Source organism: Paraburkholderia aspalathi, from assembly GCF_900116445.1.
GTDB lineage: Bacteria > Pseudomonadota > Gammaproteobacteria > Burkholderiales > Burkholderiaceae > Paraburkholderia > Paraburkholderia aspalathi.
The window spans coordinates 541,142-556,679 of record NZ_FPBH01000002.1; the positions used below are offsets into that span (position 1 = coordinate 541,142).

Below are 15,538 nucleotides of genomic sequence, written 5' to 3' on the forward strand. Positions count from 1 at the left end.
TTGGCGGGTATCACGTGGGATTGGACTGCACCTTAAGGTGCAAATCCTCACGAAATGAAAGTGCGTCTCGCTAGCATTATATCTCGTTGTGATATAAAAGTCCGTTCCGCGCCGCCACGCCCTGATAGCACTGGCCTTGCCACGCGGATGCCGCGCCCCGCTCCGACGCGCTCGATCCGGATTTACCGCGCGGTCCATCCCCCGTCGATGACCAGATTTGCGCCAGACATGTAGGCCGAGTCGTCGCTCGCCAGAAAGACTGCGGCGCCGGCTACTTCGTCAGGAGAACCAATTCGGCCCAGCACCGTCGCAGCTTCGAAAGAGCGTCGCAGACCGGCCGGATCGGCGCTGCTGGAAAACACGTCCTCCAGCAATTGCGTCGTGACGGGTCCGGGACAAAGGCAGTTCACCCGAATACCTTGACGACCGTGGTCGATCGCCATCGCCTTTGTCAACATCACCACCCCGCCCTTCGAGGCACAGTAGGCCGCCACATTGGCCTCGCCTACGAGTCCCAGTTCGGATGCAATGTTAATGATGACGCCCCGACCGCGCCGTTGCATCGCCGGGATGATGGCTTTCGAACATAGGAAAACGCCCTTCAGGTTAACGGCCATCAGCTGGTCCCATTCCGCAACGCTCGTATCGAGAACAGTTTTCGCGAATTCGATGCCGGCGTTGTTAACCAGTATGTCCACGTTTCCGAATCGTGCTTCAGCGAGGCGGACCATTTCGCTCACATCGGGTTCCAGCGACACATCCGCACGAACGTAGCAGGCTTCGCCGCCCGAGGCGCACAGCGCGTCTGCCTCGGCGGTCGCGTCTGTTACGTCGGCAAGCACCACCTTTGCTCCTTCGGCCACGAACCTTTCCGCAATTGCATATCCAATGCCTCGTTGAGCACCCGTAATCAGGGCAACGCGGTCTTTCAGTCTCATGTCGTTCTCTCGCATAAACGGGGTGAGCGTCATGGTATCAGCCGAGATCGCCTTGATTCTCTGAGGCAGTTGGGGCCGTCATACACGTACGCCGAAGCACCCTTCTCGCGCGATGCCGATGTGAAACCCTTCCGAATTCGATTGATTGCGAGCGACGTACGAGGCAGAATCATCCTGTTAAATTGATGACACTATCCGGGTATACGTCTTAACAGGTTAAGCATGGCCCAAGTGAGCGACGACGAAAGCAGCAACCGGCTCGGCAACTATCTGAAGAACCGGCGGACCAAGCTCGATCCCGCGTCCTTCGGCATTTCCGGTGGCCGGCGGCGCACGGCCGGACTACGCCGCGAAGAGGTGGCGCAGCGCGCCAATATCAGCGCGGCCTGGTACACGTGGCTGGAGCAGGGGCGCGGCGGCAATCCGTCAGCGGACGTGCTGGACCGCATTGCGAAGGCACTCATGCTGACCGAAGTCGAGCGCGAACACGTGTTCCTGCTCGGCCTCGGCCATCCGCCCGAAGTCCGTTATCGCGGAGGTGACGCAATCACGCCGCGACTGCAGCGCCTGCTCGACGCACTGCCCTACAGTCCGGCAATCGTCAGGACTGCGACGTGGGATGTGGTTGCGTGGAACCGCGCGGCCGCGACCGTGCTCACCGACTACGGCTCCCTGCCACCCGAACAACGCAACGTCCTGCGCATGATCTTCTGCGATCCGCGCGTCCGTGCCGCGCAGTTCGATTGGACAAGCGTGGCCCGCTTCGTGGTGGGCGCCTTCCGGATCGATGCCGCGCGCGCAGGCGCCGACGCCGAGGTGGCGCCGCTCGTCGACGAACTGTGCCGCTCAAGTCCCGAGTTCGCCGCCATGTGGCGGGACAATGAAGTACAGACCTACGGCGAGGGGGTCAAGCGACTGCGCCACCCCGTTCTGGGGCCGATCTCGCTGGAATACTCATCCTTCGCAGTCGACGGGCGGCCAGATCTTCAGATGATCGTCTACAACCCGGCGACACCGATCGATCAGGAGCGGATCAGATCCCTGATCGAAGACAAGCAGGCACTTGCAACGAAGTGAGCCGGTGCATCCTCGAATCGCGAGCGTTAGAAGTCATTGAGCCAGCACAGATCTAAACGTGCGTTTCCAACACGTGCCTCAATAGATCGGATTCCGAATGATGGCAACGCCGCCTTTTGTCTGAACTAATTGCGCAACACGACGTGTAACGGCGAGGTTACGTTCGACGTGACGGGAACACGTAACACCTTGGACGTAACACGCCCCACGCAATGCCGCCACTGCGTTCTCCCTCTCGCCCGATCTACCCTGTCCAGCAAGACCCTCATCGCCGCACACCACTCAATTTCTGCACTGCGCGTGCGCGGAACATGCCGCGCTCCGTAACCGGCGCATTGGCTCGGAACTTGCAGCGACCAATTGCCCGAGCAAGCCACATCCGAGCATGGCGCTACCGCGCCAGCTCCAAAATTAATCGAAGGCGACGCGCACAAACGCGGTCTCGGGCTAGAAAAGCAAACGTTTCTGCAAGACCGATCAGCGGTTTTCCGGGGGCACTGATTACACCTTCCAATCAGGACGCGATTTCATCGCGAAAGGACTAATCATGGCTCCCTTCAAACACACTCTTGTTGCATCGGCGAGCGCACTCCTATGGTGGTCGCTAGCCACTTCTTGTCAGGCCGGAGACGTCACGACCACACCGCCGCCCTCGTTTACGCAAGGCGGCGGATGGACGACAACCGGACAACCAGGATCGGGATACGCGTGGACAGGAGGCGGTACCACATCCGGCGCATGGGCCGGCAGCGGTGCGGGTAACGGCTCGGTTTGGGCCGGCGGCTCGGCATGGGGCGGCGGTTTTGGAGACGGCGGTTATGGCGGCGGCTCGGGTGGCTCCACGGGCTCGGGCGGTTCGGGTGGTGGATACGGAGGTGGATCGGGTGGATCCGGCGGTTCAGGAGGCTCGGGAGGTTCAGGCGGTGGGAACGGTGGCGGCTCTGGAGACGGCGGCCACGGCGGCTCAGGTGGCGGGTACGGCGGCGGCTCTGGAGGTTCGGGTGGCTCTGGAGGTTCTGGGGGCTCGGGCGGCTCTGGAGGTTCAGGCGGTGGGAACGGCGGCGGCTCGGGAGACGGTGGCCACGGTGGCTCAGGTGGCGGGTACGGCGGCGGCTCTGGAGGTTCCGGTGGCTCGGGCGGGTCCGGCGGTTCCGGTGGCTCAGGCGGTTCGGGTGGTGGGAACGGCGGCGGCTCCGGAGACGGTGGCCACGGCGGCTCAGGTGGCGGGTACGGCGGCGGCTCTGGAGGTTCGGGTGGCTCCGGTGGCTCCGGTGGCTCGGGCGGGTCCGGCGGTTCGGGTGGTGGGAACGGCGGCGGCTCTGGAGGCTCGGGCGGCTCAGGCGGTGGCAACGGTGGTCACGGCGGCACCAGCGGCTCCGGCGGCTCCAACACTGGCGTTGGCTCCAGCAGCGGCAGTCAGACCACCGGCGGCCTGCTTGATCCGATCGTAAACCTGGTCGTCAGCGTCGGCGCGATCAGCGTGCCTATCGTGCCGATCACCGTGGGCAACAACAGTGGTAGCGGCAATGGCAACGGTGTGGCCAACGGCACAACCGGTGGTTCACACGGCGTCACAGGCGGATCGAGCGGACATAGCACCGGTGGCCTGCTGGCACCTGTGACCGCGTTGCTCGGCGGGCTGTCGGTGGCCTCGGTGAACGGCGGCTCGCAAGGCAGCAGCAGCCCTCTCGCACCAGTTACCACCCTGCTCGGTGGACTGACCGGCGCGTTGGGAGGCGGCACAGCGCAAGGCAGCGGCCCTCTCGCACCGGTTACCACCTTGCTCGGCGGACTAACCGGAGGCCTGGGCGGCGGCACCTCTCATGGATCGTCGACGAACACCGCGTCCAATCCGGTTGCACCACTGACCAACCTTGTCGGCACACTGACCGGTGCACTCGGCGGTGCAAGCGGCGGCTCGTCTCCGCTCGCCCCGTTGACGAACCTACTCGGCGGACTTACAGGCGGACTCGGCGGCGGCAGCACGCCGTCCACACCCAAGCATTAATCCGCAATGCGAGGTGCCCCGGGGGGCACCTCCAGCGCGACCTCGTGGGTGCAACAGAAAGACGGCCGGACCTGACTGGCATCACAGCCTTACAACGTCAGGCCCGGCGCATTCATACGAGTCAACCCGCACGATACGTCACACGCTGCATCTGCTGGCCGCTGACTACGCGAGACAATCTCCACGAAGTCGGGCGCGGTCAACCCGGCACAGCTTCGCGAGCGCCACGGCGCATGACCGGCTCGCGCCGAAGCGGGCCCGCGGGATCGTTACAATGCCCGGATGAATCCCCCCTCAACTGAATCGAATGCGCCACATGCTGACCTCCTATTACTGGAGTGACGACGCTATTCGCAGCCGAAGCGTGAGCGACATCGTGCTATCAGGCACCGTCGACGTCCCTATGCCCCCTGTTCGTCTGCTTGCGGATTGGGAGCGAGAGATCTCGTCGCATCTGGTCCTGGAACCCGGGGACGTCGAGCCGATGCCGTTGCCGCGAGCGCGGGCGCGCTGGCCGGACTACACGCGCTGCGTGCAGGCCGTGTCCGATTGGACGCACGCGCTTGGACTGCCTGAGGTGCTTGCCGCCAGTGACGTCGCCCTCATGGCCTGCCGCGGCGCGCGGTATCACCATGACGGTGCGCAATATGGCGACGCGGCCTTCTGCAATCTCTTCATGAGCGAGGACCGAGGTCTGGACTTGCACTTTCCCGCTCTGGGCCGGCGGATTCCTCTGACCCGGGGAACGGTTGTGATATTCGATACTGGCCAGCCTCATGGCGTCATCCAGCGCGGCAGCAGTGGTTTTAACGCGGCCGACTTCCCGCCGGACCAGGATTGGATCCAGATATTCCTGACCTGGGAGCTTCTCATCGAAAATGCTCATGTGGGGCACGCACTGAAGGTGGCCTTCGACGTTGCCCCTTCGACCTCGCCGCAACCGGATACCGAGCAAGTCCAGCTGAACGGCGAACAGGTGATTGTGTGTCCGGACTCGGGTCGTTGGTCCCGGGCTGGCTAGTCGTCAGGATCACGTCGCAGCGTTGCCCTGACACGCACGTGGGTTAGCGGCTGACGCCGTCGGCCGCCTGTATGATGGCGAACTTGCGTCCGACGAAAGCCCGCGCCGGCGGTCCGCGCAGATCGCGCACCGCCCGCTGCCGCCTCGCGGCGCGAATGCATCCATTCACGATGACCCAAAGGAAGACCGCCATGACGGCCACAACGCAATTCGATCAGGTTTCCGTTATCAAACGCGCCAACGTCTACTTCGACGGCAAGTGTGTCTCGCACACTGTTCTCTTCGCCGACGGCACGCGCAAGACGCTCGGCGTGATCCTGCCCGGCACGCTCAACTTCGGCACCGACGCACCGGAACTCATGGAGGTGCAGGCCGGCCAATGCCGCATCCGCCTCGAAGGCAGCGACGAGTGGAAGACGTATGGCGCGGGCGAGTCGTTCTCGGTGCCCGGCAAGAGCCGCTTCGATATCGACGTGATCGAAACGCTCGACTACGTCTGCAGCTATCTGTAAAGACGGACGGGTGCCGGGTCATTCACCCGGCACCGTCACCCACTTTGCTGACCTTTCCTTTGTGTTTTCCGTGACGCCCTTCCCTTAAGAGCAACTGTCTCCGGAAACCACCACACGGTTCACGCTTACGTTCCAGCGCTAGTCACGATTGCAAGGCTTGGGCAATAGTGTGTTGCGCTCAAGTACGGCGCTTGCTGTGAACGAGCTCCAGCAGCATTAGATGTGGGCGGATCGATAAAAACTGATGCATTGTTCGATCCCGCGGGAGCGGTGAGGGTCATCGTCACTTTCCACCAGTTACCCGATTTCACTGCGCTCAGCGAAGTTGCCTGTCCGGCGCCCCATGTTCCGCGCACTACAGCGCCCGTATTCGTGTTGAGGACCCAGCCAAATTCAGTGCCGCTCGGGTCATCGGTCTGGATTGATCCCCCAGGAAAGACCGCCGCGTTCGTAGTGGCGAGAACGTAGTCAGTGAAGCTATAAGATTGGCCGCCCTGAACCCTGATGATTTCGCGGACATTCGAGACTGACGAGCCGTTCGTGCTGGTAACCATTGCAGCGCCCTTGTTCACTCCGGAGACATCAGTTGCAGGCACAGCGGTGCCTCCATTCTGTTGCGACCATGCATCCGGTGTGGCGAGATTCAGCGGCGAGTTGATCAGATTGTTTGCATAGCAGGCAGCCACGGCCTTGTCAGCAGGCGGTCCGTAAAACTTTGCAATGCTCGCCTGGATCGCGTTATCGGTCGTGTCGGATGTCGCCTTGGTGATGATCGCTCCTTCGAAGAACTGGATGGGAGCACCGCTACCGTCGCCGCCTTCGCCAAGCGAAAGACCGCCCTGCCATTGCCCATTAAATGCATGACCCGCGTCGTTGCCAAAGTTCAAGGCTTCTGGGGGCGCCTGGTCATAGAGTGCCGTGAGTACGCTCTGCGAGGCAGAGCCGCCTTTGACCACGAAGATATTTGACGCGGTTACCGGTGAGTATTTAGAAAGCACCGTGACGAACTTTTCTTTTGGAGGCTGCTGCGGACCATAGAGATAAACGCCTGCCTCCGCGTCGACGCCCGGCCAGTTAATATCAAGTGCGTTGCACACGGGGTCTTTTACGTTCGGTGCCTGGTTCGAGTCGCCGTCACAATAGCCGAACACAGCTGCGTTGCCGTTCGAGAACGCCAGCGCGAACATTTCCCCTTCTACTTCTCCATGCGCATAGGTGCTCGGGTTAGCACTGCTTTCCATATTTCCATAGGTCCCGCAGCACGTGGAGGACTGGCTATAGTGCGCTCCTGCCACCATGTATTCAGCGATATCGCTATCACCAATCGACTGGTTCACCGTGCCGAACCTGTTGCGATAGGCTTGTCCCGCCAAAGTACCGAGAGCTGGAATCTGAACGCCTTGCAACGGCACGAAGCCTAACTTGGCTGGCGTACCGGGGAGCGCCGGCAAATCGTTTCCGATCGATAATTGAAGGGTCGGTGACTGGGTGGTCAGCGCGGTGGGGGGCTGGAGCAGTTGAACGGTCAGTGCTCCACTGGTTCCTGGAAGCGTGATTGTCGCAAAGCCGTTGAGGACCGGAACAGTCGTCGCTTTTTGCTTCCCTGAGCCGCTATTCGGCAGGGTCAGCGACTCTGTTCCGTCCGCGTTGAGTGTGAGGGTGGCCGGCACGTTGCCAAATGCTCCTCCCTTGAGCGGCGCAACCAGGTCGATCTGATCGTAAATGTAGGTGACGGAGCAGCTTGTATTGTTGCAGAACGCGTTTGCGCTCTTAACGTTGGCCGAGCCGATCAGCGTGCGGTCGGCGCCGTTCGGCAAGCTACCCGACGTATAGGGGTAGACGTCCTGCGTTGCACTATCGGACGCACGTCGAACCTGGAATAACGGGCCTCTGTAATTCTTCGTCAGCAGGCGTGTCACGCTATGAGCCGCGGAACACGGCGTGTTGGCAGTTGCTGCAGCGTCGCAAGGTAGCGGGCTCGCGGTCGCTTGTTCCGCTTGTGTACTGTCATTTGACTGGGCTGCGTCATTCGTCGGCGACGGCGACGTACTTGAGTTCGACACCCCTGTCGCTTGAGATGCGGACGTGCCACTACTATCTCCGTTACATGCGGCAAGCCCGACGGTCATCGCTAACAAAACAGCAATTAATCCGGTTCCTCTGGACATCATGACCTCCTCCTATGAAGCCATAGCTTCTGATTGGATTCACTCAACTTAGTTATGCAAAGTGATTTATCAAAAATCATCACGGTTCAGCCGGGTTCAGAACTGCCACTCATTGCTGCCAGTTAGAAAATGTGCTACCGAGCGATGCAACGCGCCGTCCCAGCCATACGGTGCACGGAAATGAGGTTGATTGTCTGGTAGACCGCGAAGATGCCGGTATGCGCAGCGGCCTGGCAGTCGAAATGCGTTGGCTGGCCGTCACGCAGGATCTCGCCGGCCACGGACGGCGGCATTGTATTCATCGCGTTCGTGAGCGCGGGCGACTAGTACGCGAGGTCAGCGGCCAACATAGCCACCATCCATTGCGGTACACAGCGGCTCGCCATGCTCGTCTCCACTATCGTTGTATCGATCGGCTGCCCTGCGGGACAGCATCTGACGACGCGAGACGGTAGGGTCGCCGCGTTAGGTAATAATATTAGTCAATAATATCGACTTATCGCCTCAGTACAATCCCGTATATTCAGACTAAGGAATCGAACGTGACGCCCATATAGTGGGGAAAGTGGAGCTTGCCTACCCGAATTTCGCCAATATTATCGCTAATACAATTTGTAATAAATCAGCGAGCCGCTAGTCGGGTGTTTGTTCCTCAAGACGATTGAGTACGCGTGGCAACTGAGGCATGCCTAGCGAACATGTGGAGGCCGACCTTGTCGTACGGCACACTGAAAGCGCTCGTTTTTGCGGTCAGCGCCGTTTGTGTAGCCACTTCTCGGGAGTCATATCTGCCACGACCGGCGTATGCGTTCACGAATGTCATGCAAGCGCGAAACGGCTTCGTTGGAGAAAACGAAACGCAGATAGCGGTCCGCGCCGGGTCCCCAATTCGTCATCGGCGTAGCCGCGATCTTGCCGCGTTCGAGCAGCAGCTTCGACGCCTCGGGTGGCTCCAGACCCAGCGCACGGGTATCGATGAGCATCGACCAGCCGCCATGCGGACGGATCACCGGCAGATCAGCAAGCGCGCTCATCAGGAAGTCGCGACGGCGCTCCCATTCCGCGACTGCGGCTGCCACGCCGTCGTCGGTTGCAGTGAGCGCGGCAGTGGCGCCGGGCATCGCGATACCAACCTGACACACCACGTTCGACAAACTCACGAGACGTACGTCGTTCATGATCGATGCGGGCCCGACGATCCAGCCGACGCGCCAGCCGATCATCCGATACTCCTTCGACACCGCGCCGATGGTGATGGTGCGCTCGCGCATGCCCGGCAAACCGGCGGGATGAATGACCTCGCGCCCGTCGAACACGATGCGCTCCATCGCCGCGTCATAGACCAGCCAGATGCCATTGCGCTTGCAATGTTCCGCAATCACAAGCCATTCGTCCCGCGACGCGACGTAGCCGCTCGGCATCGAAGGCGACATGATCAGCAGCGCTTTCGTTCGTGGCCCGATCGCAGCGGCAAGACTGTCGAGATCGAGCCGCCAGCCGTCGACACCCGGCTGCAGCCGCGCGAACTTCGGCACGCCTGCGGCCAGATGCACCCGGTTGATCAGGCCGGCGTAGGTCGGATCCGTCAGCACGACCTCGTCGCCCGGCTCAAGAATCGAGAGCAGTACGTTAAAAATCCCCGCCAGGCCGCCGGCCGAGACGATGCATTCACTCGCTGCGTCGTATGCGACGCCTACGGCGCGGCCGACCCGCTCGGCGGCCGCCTCGCGTAATGCACGCTGGCCGGTGAAGGGCAGATAGCTGTTTGCCGCGTCGTCGTCGATGGCCTCGTGCGTGTGAGCCAGCGCCTGCGCCGGCGGCCGCAGGTCGGTATCGAGATTTTCAAGCCTTAGAATGTCCGCGTCGCGCAGAGAATCCGCGGCGTCGCCGATTCGGTCGACTCCAATGCCAGGAATATTTATTAAGCGAGATACTGTCACACGGGCCTCCGTTATCGTTTTAATATATTAAAGTGAAAAAATCTCCAGATAGCAAGCCCTCTTCGACTTCGCTTGCCGAACTCCTGCGCGAGCGCATCGCGAACGGCACCTTGGTGCCCGGGACGCAGCTGCGGCAGGATCTGATTGCGAAGGAATTCGGCACCAGTCACATTCCGGTGCGTGAGGCGTTCGTGCAGTTGCAGGCGAGCGGGTTCGTTACGATCGTGCCGAACCGGGGCGCATTCGTCTCCGCGATGACGCGGCTCGAAGCGTCAGAATTAACGGAGATGCGGATCGCGCTCGAACTGCTGGCGCTCGACTCCGCTATCGATGCGTTCGGCTCAGACGACGAGACCGCGGTCCGCGCAATTCTTAAGCACGACGAGAACGCGCACGAGGTCGAGAACTGGTCGATCGACAACTGGGCATTTCATCGAGCGATCTATCGGCCGAGCGACAAGCGGCATCTGCTGGAGACGCTGGAAGCAATCTGGCGCAAGACTGACCGCTATCTGCGGCTCGTCTGGCAGCTAGAGCGCTACCAGGGCATCTCGCTGGCAGAGCATCATGCGATCCTCGATGCAGTCCTCGCACGAGATCGGCGCGCCGCCAAGCGCTTGACGAAAGCACATATCGAGGCGGCTGGCGTTGTGATGCAGGACGCGCTGCGCGAAGCACGGCAATGACGAAGCCGGTAGTCAACCGGCCGAAGCTGTCGCCAGGAACTGCGCCAGGCGCGCCCACATTTCGACGGGATTCGAATACATCGGAAAGTGCCCGCTATGGGATATTTCCGCCAGCTCTATTCCGTGCGCCCGAAGAGACGGCAGATACGACAGAGAAGCGTTCTGCTCGCCATACATGAACATCCGCGGGAACGGCGGTGAAAGGAATTTCGTCATCAGGTCACCATGGTCGGACAGTTCGACCATGGATCTGAAGATGCCCGGCACCGCCTCAGCGCGCACCTTGTGACCCAAGCTCGCTGCATAGAGCGGACACGAATAAAACGGCGAACGCCAAGCCCGTTCAATGAAGTCATCGAAGAATGCTTGCGCGTTCTCCGCCGGATAATCGATCACCTGTCGGCTCAGGAAACAGTCCTCGGGCGCCACGTTACCCTCGATATCGGTGAAGCTCAGCACGCGCTGAGGTTCTTCATGCGCCAGCATGAGCGCGGTGAGGCCGCCCATTGAGTGGCCGACGAGATGGAACCTGTGAATGCCGAAGTGCTCAAGCACGGCCTTCGCAGTCGCGACCAGAAACGGAATCGAAATCTTCGACAGATCGCTGCAGTGTGTTGCGCCGCAGCCGGGTGCGTCGTATGCCACAACCGCACGTCCCGCGAACGCCGGATAGCGAACGATGTCGGCGAAATCCTCTTTGGTCGAACCGAAGCCGTGCAGGTACAAGATCGGCGCCCGTTCACCTGCCCTACGCATTGCGGCGATCTGGAGGTCAACACCTTGTACGCTCAGCGTCAGCGTTTCTCTTGCAAGCTCACCCGGCGACGGCATGATTTTCCTGACTAAGTAATTGGCAAAAACTCGTGATCGCACGGCACGCTTCAATTAGTGCGTCGTCATCGAGCGCGTAGGCGATCCGGATGTAGGGGCCGAGCCCAAAAGCGCTGCCTTGAACCACGGCGACGCCGGCTTCGTCCAGTATGGCTGCTGCTACGTCCTCGTCGGTGTTGAGTTTTGCGCCGGCCGGCGTCGTGCGTCCGATCAGCCCCTCGCACGAGGCAAACGCGTAAAAGGCGCCGCTGGGTAAGGCACATGTCAGACCGGGGGCCTGATTGAGCAGCTTCACCATCAGGTCGCGTCGCTGCTCGAAGACGGATCGAGATTCGGCGATGAAGTTCTGAGGGCCGGTGAGCGCTGCCAATGCTGCATGCTGCGAGATAGCACTGGCGCCCGAGGTCTGTTGCCCCTGAAGCTTTTCCATTGCATCCAGCAACCAGCGCGGACCGGTGCCGAAACCGATGCGCCAGCCCGTCATCGCATAAGCTTTGGACACGCCGTTCATCGTCAGCGTGCGTGAGATCAGCCGCGGCTCGACCTCAGCGATCGTATGGAAGCTCGCACCATCGAAGATCAGGTGTTCGTAGATATCATCCGACAGGATCAGCACATGGGGATTGGCCAATAGCACTGCGGCAAGCGCAGCCAGCTCTTCACACGTGTAGACCGCGCCGGTCGGATTGGAAGGCGAGTTCAGGATCAGCCAGCGCGTGCGTGGTCCGATTGCGTCGGCCAGCGCCTGGGGCGTCAGCTTGAAACCGTCTTCGCTGCCGCAGGTGACGACGACCGGGGTCGCGCCGCACAGCTGAACCATCTCAGGGTAACTCACCCAGTAAGGTGCGGGCACGATGACCTCGTCGCCTTCGTTGAGGGTTGCGGCCAGCGCGTTGTAGATGACCTGTTTGCCACCGCTGCAGACGATCGTGTCCTGCCAACTGACATCAAGGCCGTTCTCGCGCCGGAATTTGGCGGCCACTGCCTCGCGCAGCGAGCGCATGCCGGCGACCTGCGTATAGCGCGTGTGTCCGGCACGAATCGCGTCGACTGCCGCGTCGCAGATGTGCACGGGCGTGTCGAAGTCCGGCTCGCCCGCGCTGAGCGAGAGGACCCTGGCACCGGCGGCACGGCGCACCGCAACGCGGTCCATCATGCGGTAGGTCGCCGAAGCTTGGGCCTTGGCAAGGTGAACGTTCAGGTGCTGCAGATCTTCCTGATTCATTACCTGCACCCTTCCTTGATGGCGTCGAATTCCTTGTCGTGCATGACATCAGCGACCGATCGTCCGGCACGCACCGCCTGCACCATCCCGTCCTGGCGCCGCGCGATGCGTTCACCCAGTTCAATGACTTCTTCGATGCGCGCAGCCGACACGAACACCGTGCCGCAACGGTCCGCGATGACGTAGTCGTCTTCATTGACGAGCACCCCGGCGGCGCGGACGGGCTCGCCTGAGGAAACCTGAACGACCCGATTGCGTGCGCTGGTCATCGTGACGCCACGCCCAAAGACCGGGTATCCGATCGATTCGCTGCCGTCGATATCACGGCTCATGCCATCGATTACCGAACCGCGAATGCGCTTGAATTGGGCAGCATTGGCAAGGATGTCGCCCCAGCACGAAATCCCATCGATGCCGCCGGCAATAACCAGAATCCGGTCGCCTGACTGGATCTGGGCGATGACCGGCGAAATCAGGTGGACGGTTGGTCCCGCGTCCGCCTTCGGTCCCAGTTGAATGGTGCTGGCGCGCCCGACGATCTTCGGACAATCCCACAAGGGGCGCAGGCCGAACGTAGCGCCAGGAATGCCAAGGAAGTCCAGTGCGTCCGATACCGTGTTGGTGTCGAGCGCGGCAAAGCGATCAAGCAGTGAGGTCGAGGTCATGAAAGCGCCGCGAGATGGTTGCGATGCCCTACTTTCACGCCTACAGTTCGATATGTAAATTCCGAATCTTGGAAGATTTCGATACGATAAACCTATCAGTCAATCATGATCAACTTCCGGCTTATCCGTCATTTATGGCTCTTCCTGGCCGTTGCAGAGGAACAGCACTTCGGGCGTGCGGCACGGCGCCTGGATATGTCCCAGCCGCCGCTGACTGAGCAGATTCAGGCGCTCGAGCAGGCGTTGAAGGTGAAGCTGTTCGAGCGCTCCCGGCGTGGGACGCAACTTACGCCGATTGGCGCTGCGATCCTGCCTGCGGTGCGTAAGTTCGCGGAACAGCTTGAGCGACTTGAGTTATCGGTGCGCGAGGCGGTCGCCGGACGAAGTGGCGTCCTGACAATTGGGGCGATTTCGTCTGCGATGCTGGATGTTCTGCCGCCGCTGGTCGAGCGGCTAAAGTCCGAGTACCCGCAACTTACAATATCGGTCAAAGAGATCGACAGTGTCGAGGCCGTTCCAGCGCTCGAGGCGGGCGACATTGACCTGGCTTTCGCCAGACTGGAGGGCGAGCTTGGCGGGACGATTCAGTCATTGCCGCTGGCCCAGGATCGGCTGGCGGTGGCCATGCATCGTGACCATGCGATGGCTGGATCTTCACGCATCAGGCTGGCGTCGCTCGCGGATCAGGATTTCGTCATGTTTTCGCGGCAGGTAAGCCCGGTGTACTTCGATAGTCTGGTGGCGTCTTGCCGGTCTAATGGGTTCTCTCCGCGAATACTGCATGAGGTCCGTTCGGTGGCTTCCCAGGTTGCTTTCGTGGGCTGCGGGCAAGGCATTGCCCTGGTGCCGGCTTCGCTGAAGAAGCTGGCTCCTGAGAATGTTGTGTTTCGCCCGCTCAAGGAAAATGTAAGTGTGGTGACTACGGCTGTGGCCTGGAGTACTGGTCGGGATAATCCGCTTATTGACGCCGTGGTGGCCGTATTAGCAAGTACCGGAGGCGGGCCGAAGATGCGTAAGGTGTCGCGTTAAGCCATTTGACCGTATGGCACGCCTGGCCTGAAGCTGCCTAGATCTCTGGCGCACCATCTGAAATGGCCCAGCTTATTTGTCCGTGTCCAGCAATGTCTCAGCAGTCGTGACGGTGCAGTATTCCGGGTCGAGATTGGCAAGCGACATCGCGTGCACGTCTTCCGCGCTTCTCAGGTTTCCGTTCCAGTCCGTTCGATCAAACGTGAAACAGCAGTCGGATAGGAGATAGGTTGTGAAGCCCAGGTTGCCGGCCATGCGAACCGTCGCCTCGACAGAATTATTGGTGATGACGCCGACGACCACTAGCGTGTCATAGCCTTGCGCGCGGAGTTGCGCTTCCAGATTCGTATCAATGAAGGCATTATTGGTTCGCTTCGGGATCACAGGCTCGCCGGCGACAGGGGTGGCCTCAGGCTTGAAGTCATGTCCGCTTTGGCCCGGTCGATAGTGCGAGCCAGGTTCGGTGGAGTCGTGCCGAATGTGCCATACCGGCCAGCTGTTACTCCGCCAGTGGTCGAGCAAACGTGCAATTTGAATTTCCGCAAGCGGGTTGTTTCTGCGTCCCCAGCTTGGGTGGTCTATTGCTTTCTGAAGATCCACCAGCAAAAGGAGCGCTCCGGCCGGACGTAGCGAGGCAGTCATTTTTGGTTCTGCGTGAGGGAATGTTGTGGCGAAGCGATTCGATTCAGGACTTTACCGCAAGTCTGCTGCGAGCCTCGAATCTCGTTGTCTGATCGGCTTGGTACGGCCAACATGGGGTGAGCGGCAGACCTGTGGCGAGTAAGATTGATTGGACCACTCACGCCTTGATTTCCGTGCGTGTATCGATACGACTTACATAGACCGGATCCCTTCTCCTGACAGATACGCTATGCAAATTCGCTTGACTAAAGCCTGTATTAACTTCATTGCCGTGCTGATCTCTTGCCTCCTCGCAGGTCAATCTGGCTGAGATGTACCTTCATGGATACGGCGTCCAACGTCACGAGGTAACGGCCACGTACTGGCTCCGCAAAGCGGCCAATCAAGGCGACGAGAGTGCTCAAACAAAGTTGGGCTTGATGCTAAAAAATGGCGCCGGCGTTCCGCAAAATCTGATCGCGGCATATGTCTGGCTAAAGATTGCTGAAACTACGCATCCTGGATCGGTACTATCGTCCAAAACTGTCCTGCGACTCACTGTCGACTGCCGAGGAAATCGCACGGAACTGGAAAGTCGGAACGTTGGTGCTGGTGGACGTGGTGCCAACAAGGCCGTCGTTGACGCCTTCCAACATCGCTTTTTTAAGTTCGGCAAAGTTGCTCATTTGAAGGTCTGTTATGCGGGAAACTGAATGACCCAAACGGGTCGAGGCTGTGTGAAAACGCATTGATCGCCTAAACTGAATCAACGCGTTTGGGTCGGGGGATTCATGAAGCGATTCGTTGAGGGCGAAGA

Annotated in this window: 14 protein-coding genes and 1 pseudogene; 7 read left to right on the forward strand and 8 right to left on the reverse strand. The window is 60.5% G+C overall.

Features of this window, described 5'->3' with window-relative positions:
* Positions 1-182 precede the first annotated feature (182 nt).
* Positions 183-938 (reverse strand): SDR family NAD(P)-dependent oxidoreductase, encoded by a 756-nt coding sequence (locus BM438_RS05090; RefSeq protein ID WP_093633269.1) that lies wholly within the window; start codon positions 936-938, stop codon positions 183-185.
* Between the two features lie 231 nt (positions 939-1,169).
* Here BM438_RS05090 and BM438_RS05095 point away from each other — a divergent pair, with 231 nt between their 5' ends.
* The 4 genes from BM438_RS05095 to ppnP all read left to right on the forward strand — a co-directional run bounded on the left by BM438_RS05095 (position 1,170) and on the right by ppnP (position 5,556).
* Positions 1,170-2,015: a helix-turn-helix transcriptional regulator gene (locus BM438_RS05095; RefSeq protein WP_244179249.1), complete on the forward strand. Its 846-nt coding sequence runs from the start codon at positions 1,170-1,172 to the stop codon at positions 2,013-2,015.
* A gap of 547 nt (positions 2,016-2,562) precedes the next feature.
* Positions 2,563-4,023, forward strand: a complete 1,461-nt coding sequence (locus tag BM438_RS46685) for a hypothetical protein (RefSeq protein ID WP_167378298.1) — start codon at positions 2,563-2,565, stop codon at positions 4,021-4,023.
* A gap of 316 nt (positions 4,024-4,339) precedes the next feature.
* Positions 4,340-5,044: a hypothetical protein gene (locus BM438_RS05110; RefSeq protein ID WP_093633213.1), complete on the forward strand. Its 705-nt coding sequence runs from the start codon at positions 4,340-4,342 to the stop codon at positions 5,042-5,044.
* Between the two features lie 191 nt (positions 5,045-5,235).
* Positions 5,236-5,556: a pyrimidine/purine nucleoside phosphorylase gene (ppnP, locus tag BM438_RS05115; RefSeq protein ID WP_093633214.1), complete on the forward strand. Its 321-nt coding sequence runs from the start codon at positions 5,236-5,238 to the stop codon at positions 5,554-5,556.
* Between the two features lie 125 nt (positions 5,557-5,681).
* On the opposite strand, the gene BM438_RS05120 is transcribed toward ppnP, so the two are convergent.
* Positions 5,682-7,727, reverse strand: a complete 2,046-nt coding sequence (locus tag BM438_RS05120) for an arabinofuranosidase catalytic domain-containing protein (protein WP_093633215.1) — start codon at positions 7,725-7,727, stop codon at positions 5,682-5,684.
* Positions 7,728-8,506: 779 nt separating this feature from the next.
* The gene (locus BM438_RS05125; RefSeq protein ID WP_093633216.1) at positions 8,507-9,664 is read right to left on the reverse strand and encodes a pyridoxal phosphate-dependent aminotransferase; all 1,158 of its coding nucleotides are present in this window, start codon (positions 9,662-9,664) and stop codon (positions 8,507-8,509) included.
* 32 nt (positions 9,665-9,696) lie between these two features.
* Between BM438_RS05125 and BM438_RS05130 the strand changes: the two genes are divergently transcribed.
* Positions 9,697-10,350, forward strand: coding sequence for a GntR family transcriptional regulator (locus tag BM438_RS05130; protein ID WP_093633217.1), 654 nt, complete (start codon positions 9,697-9,699; stop codon positions 10,348-10,350).
* A gap of 12 nt (positions 10,351-10,362) precedes the next feature.
* On the opposite strand, the gene BM438_RS05135 is transcribed toward BM438_RS05130, so the two are convergent.
* From BM438_RS05135 to BM438_RS05145, 3 genes are read right to left on the reverse strand one after another with little or no spacing between them, the layout of a single operon-like run.
* On the reverse strand, positions 10,363-11,181 hold the full coding sequence (locus BM438_RS05135) for an alpha/beta fold hydrolase (RefSeq protein WP_093633218.1): 819 nt from the start codon (positions 11,179-11,181) through the stop codon (positions 10,363-10,365).
* Positions 11,165-12,406, reverse strand: coding sequence for a pyridoxal phosphate-dependent aminotransferase (locus BM438_RS05140; protein WP_093633219.1), 1,242 nt, complete (start codon positions 12,404-12,406; stop codon positions 11,165-11,167). The genes BM438_RS05135 and BM438_RS05140 overlap by 17 nt, the downstream gene beginning before the upstream one ends.
* On the reverse strand, positions 12,406-13,071 hold the full coding sequence (locus BM438_RS05145) for an RraA family protein (protein ID WP_093633220.1): 666 nt from the start codon (positions 13,069-13,071) through the stop codon (positions 12,406-12,408). Before BM438_RS05145 ends, BM438_RS05140 begins: the two co-directional genes overlap by 1 nt.
* 105 nt (positions 13,072-13,176) lie before the next feature.
* On the opposite strand from BM438_RS05145, the gene BM438_RS05150 reads away from it, so the two are divergent.
* Complete coding sequence (locus BM438_RS05150) at positions 13,177-14,100, forward strand: LysR family transcriptional regulator (RefSeq protein ID WP_093633221.1); 924 nt, start codon at positions 13,177-13,179, stop codon at positions 14,098-14,100.
* A gap of 72 nt (positions 14,101-14,172) precedes the next feature.
* Here BM438_RS05150 and BM438_RS05155 read toward each other — a convergent pair whose 3' ends face one another.
* Positions 14,173-14,742 carry a cysteine hydrolase family protein gene (locus BM438_RS05155; protein WP_093633222.1) on the reverse strand — a complete coding sequence of 190 codons (570 nt, stop codon included), beginning with the start codon at positions 14,740-14,742 and terminating at the stop codon, positions 14,173-14,175.
* A 296-nt stretch (positions 14,743-15,038) separates the two neighbouring features.
* Between BM438_RS05155 and BM438_RS46930 the strand changes: the two are divergent.
* Positions 15,039-15,215: pseudogene (locus BM438_RS46930) on the forward strand (tetratricopeptide repeat protein); the annotation flags it as partial.
* 36 nt (positions 15,216-15,251) lie between these two features.
* Here the strand turns inward: BM438_RS46930 and BM438_RS45835 are convergent.
* A partial coding sequence (locus BM438_RS45835) for a hypothetical protein (protein ID WP_208620609.1) occupies positions 15,252-15,538 on the reverse strand: 287 nt, incomplete at its 5' end.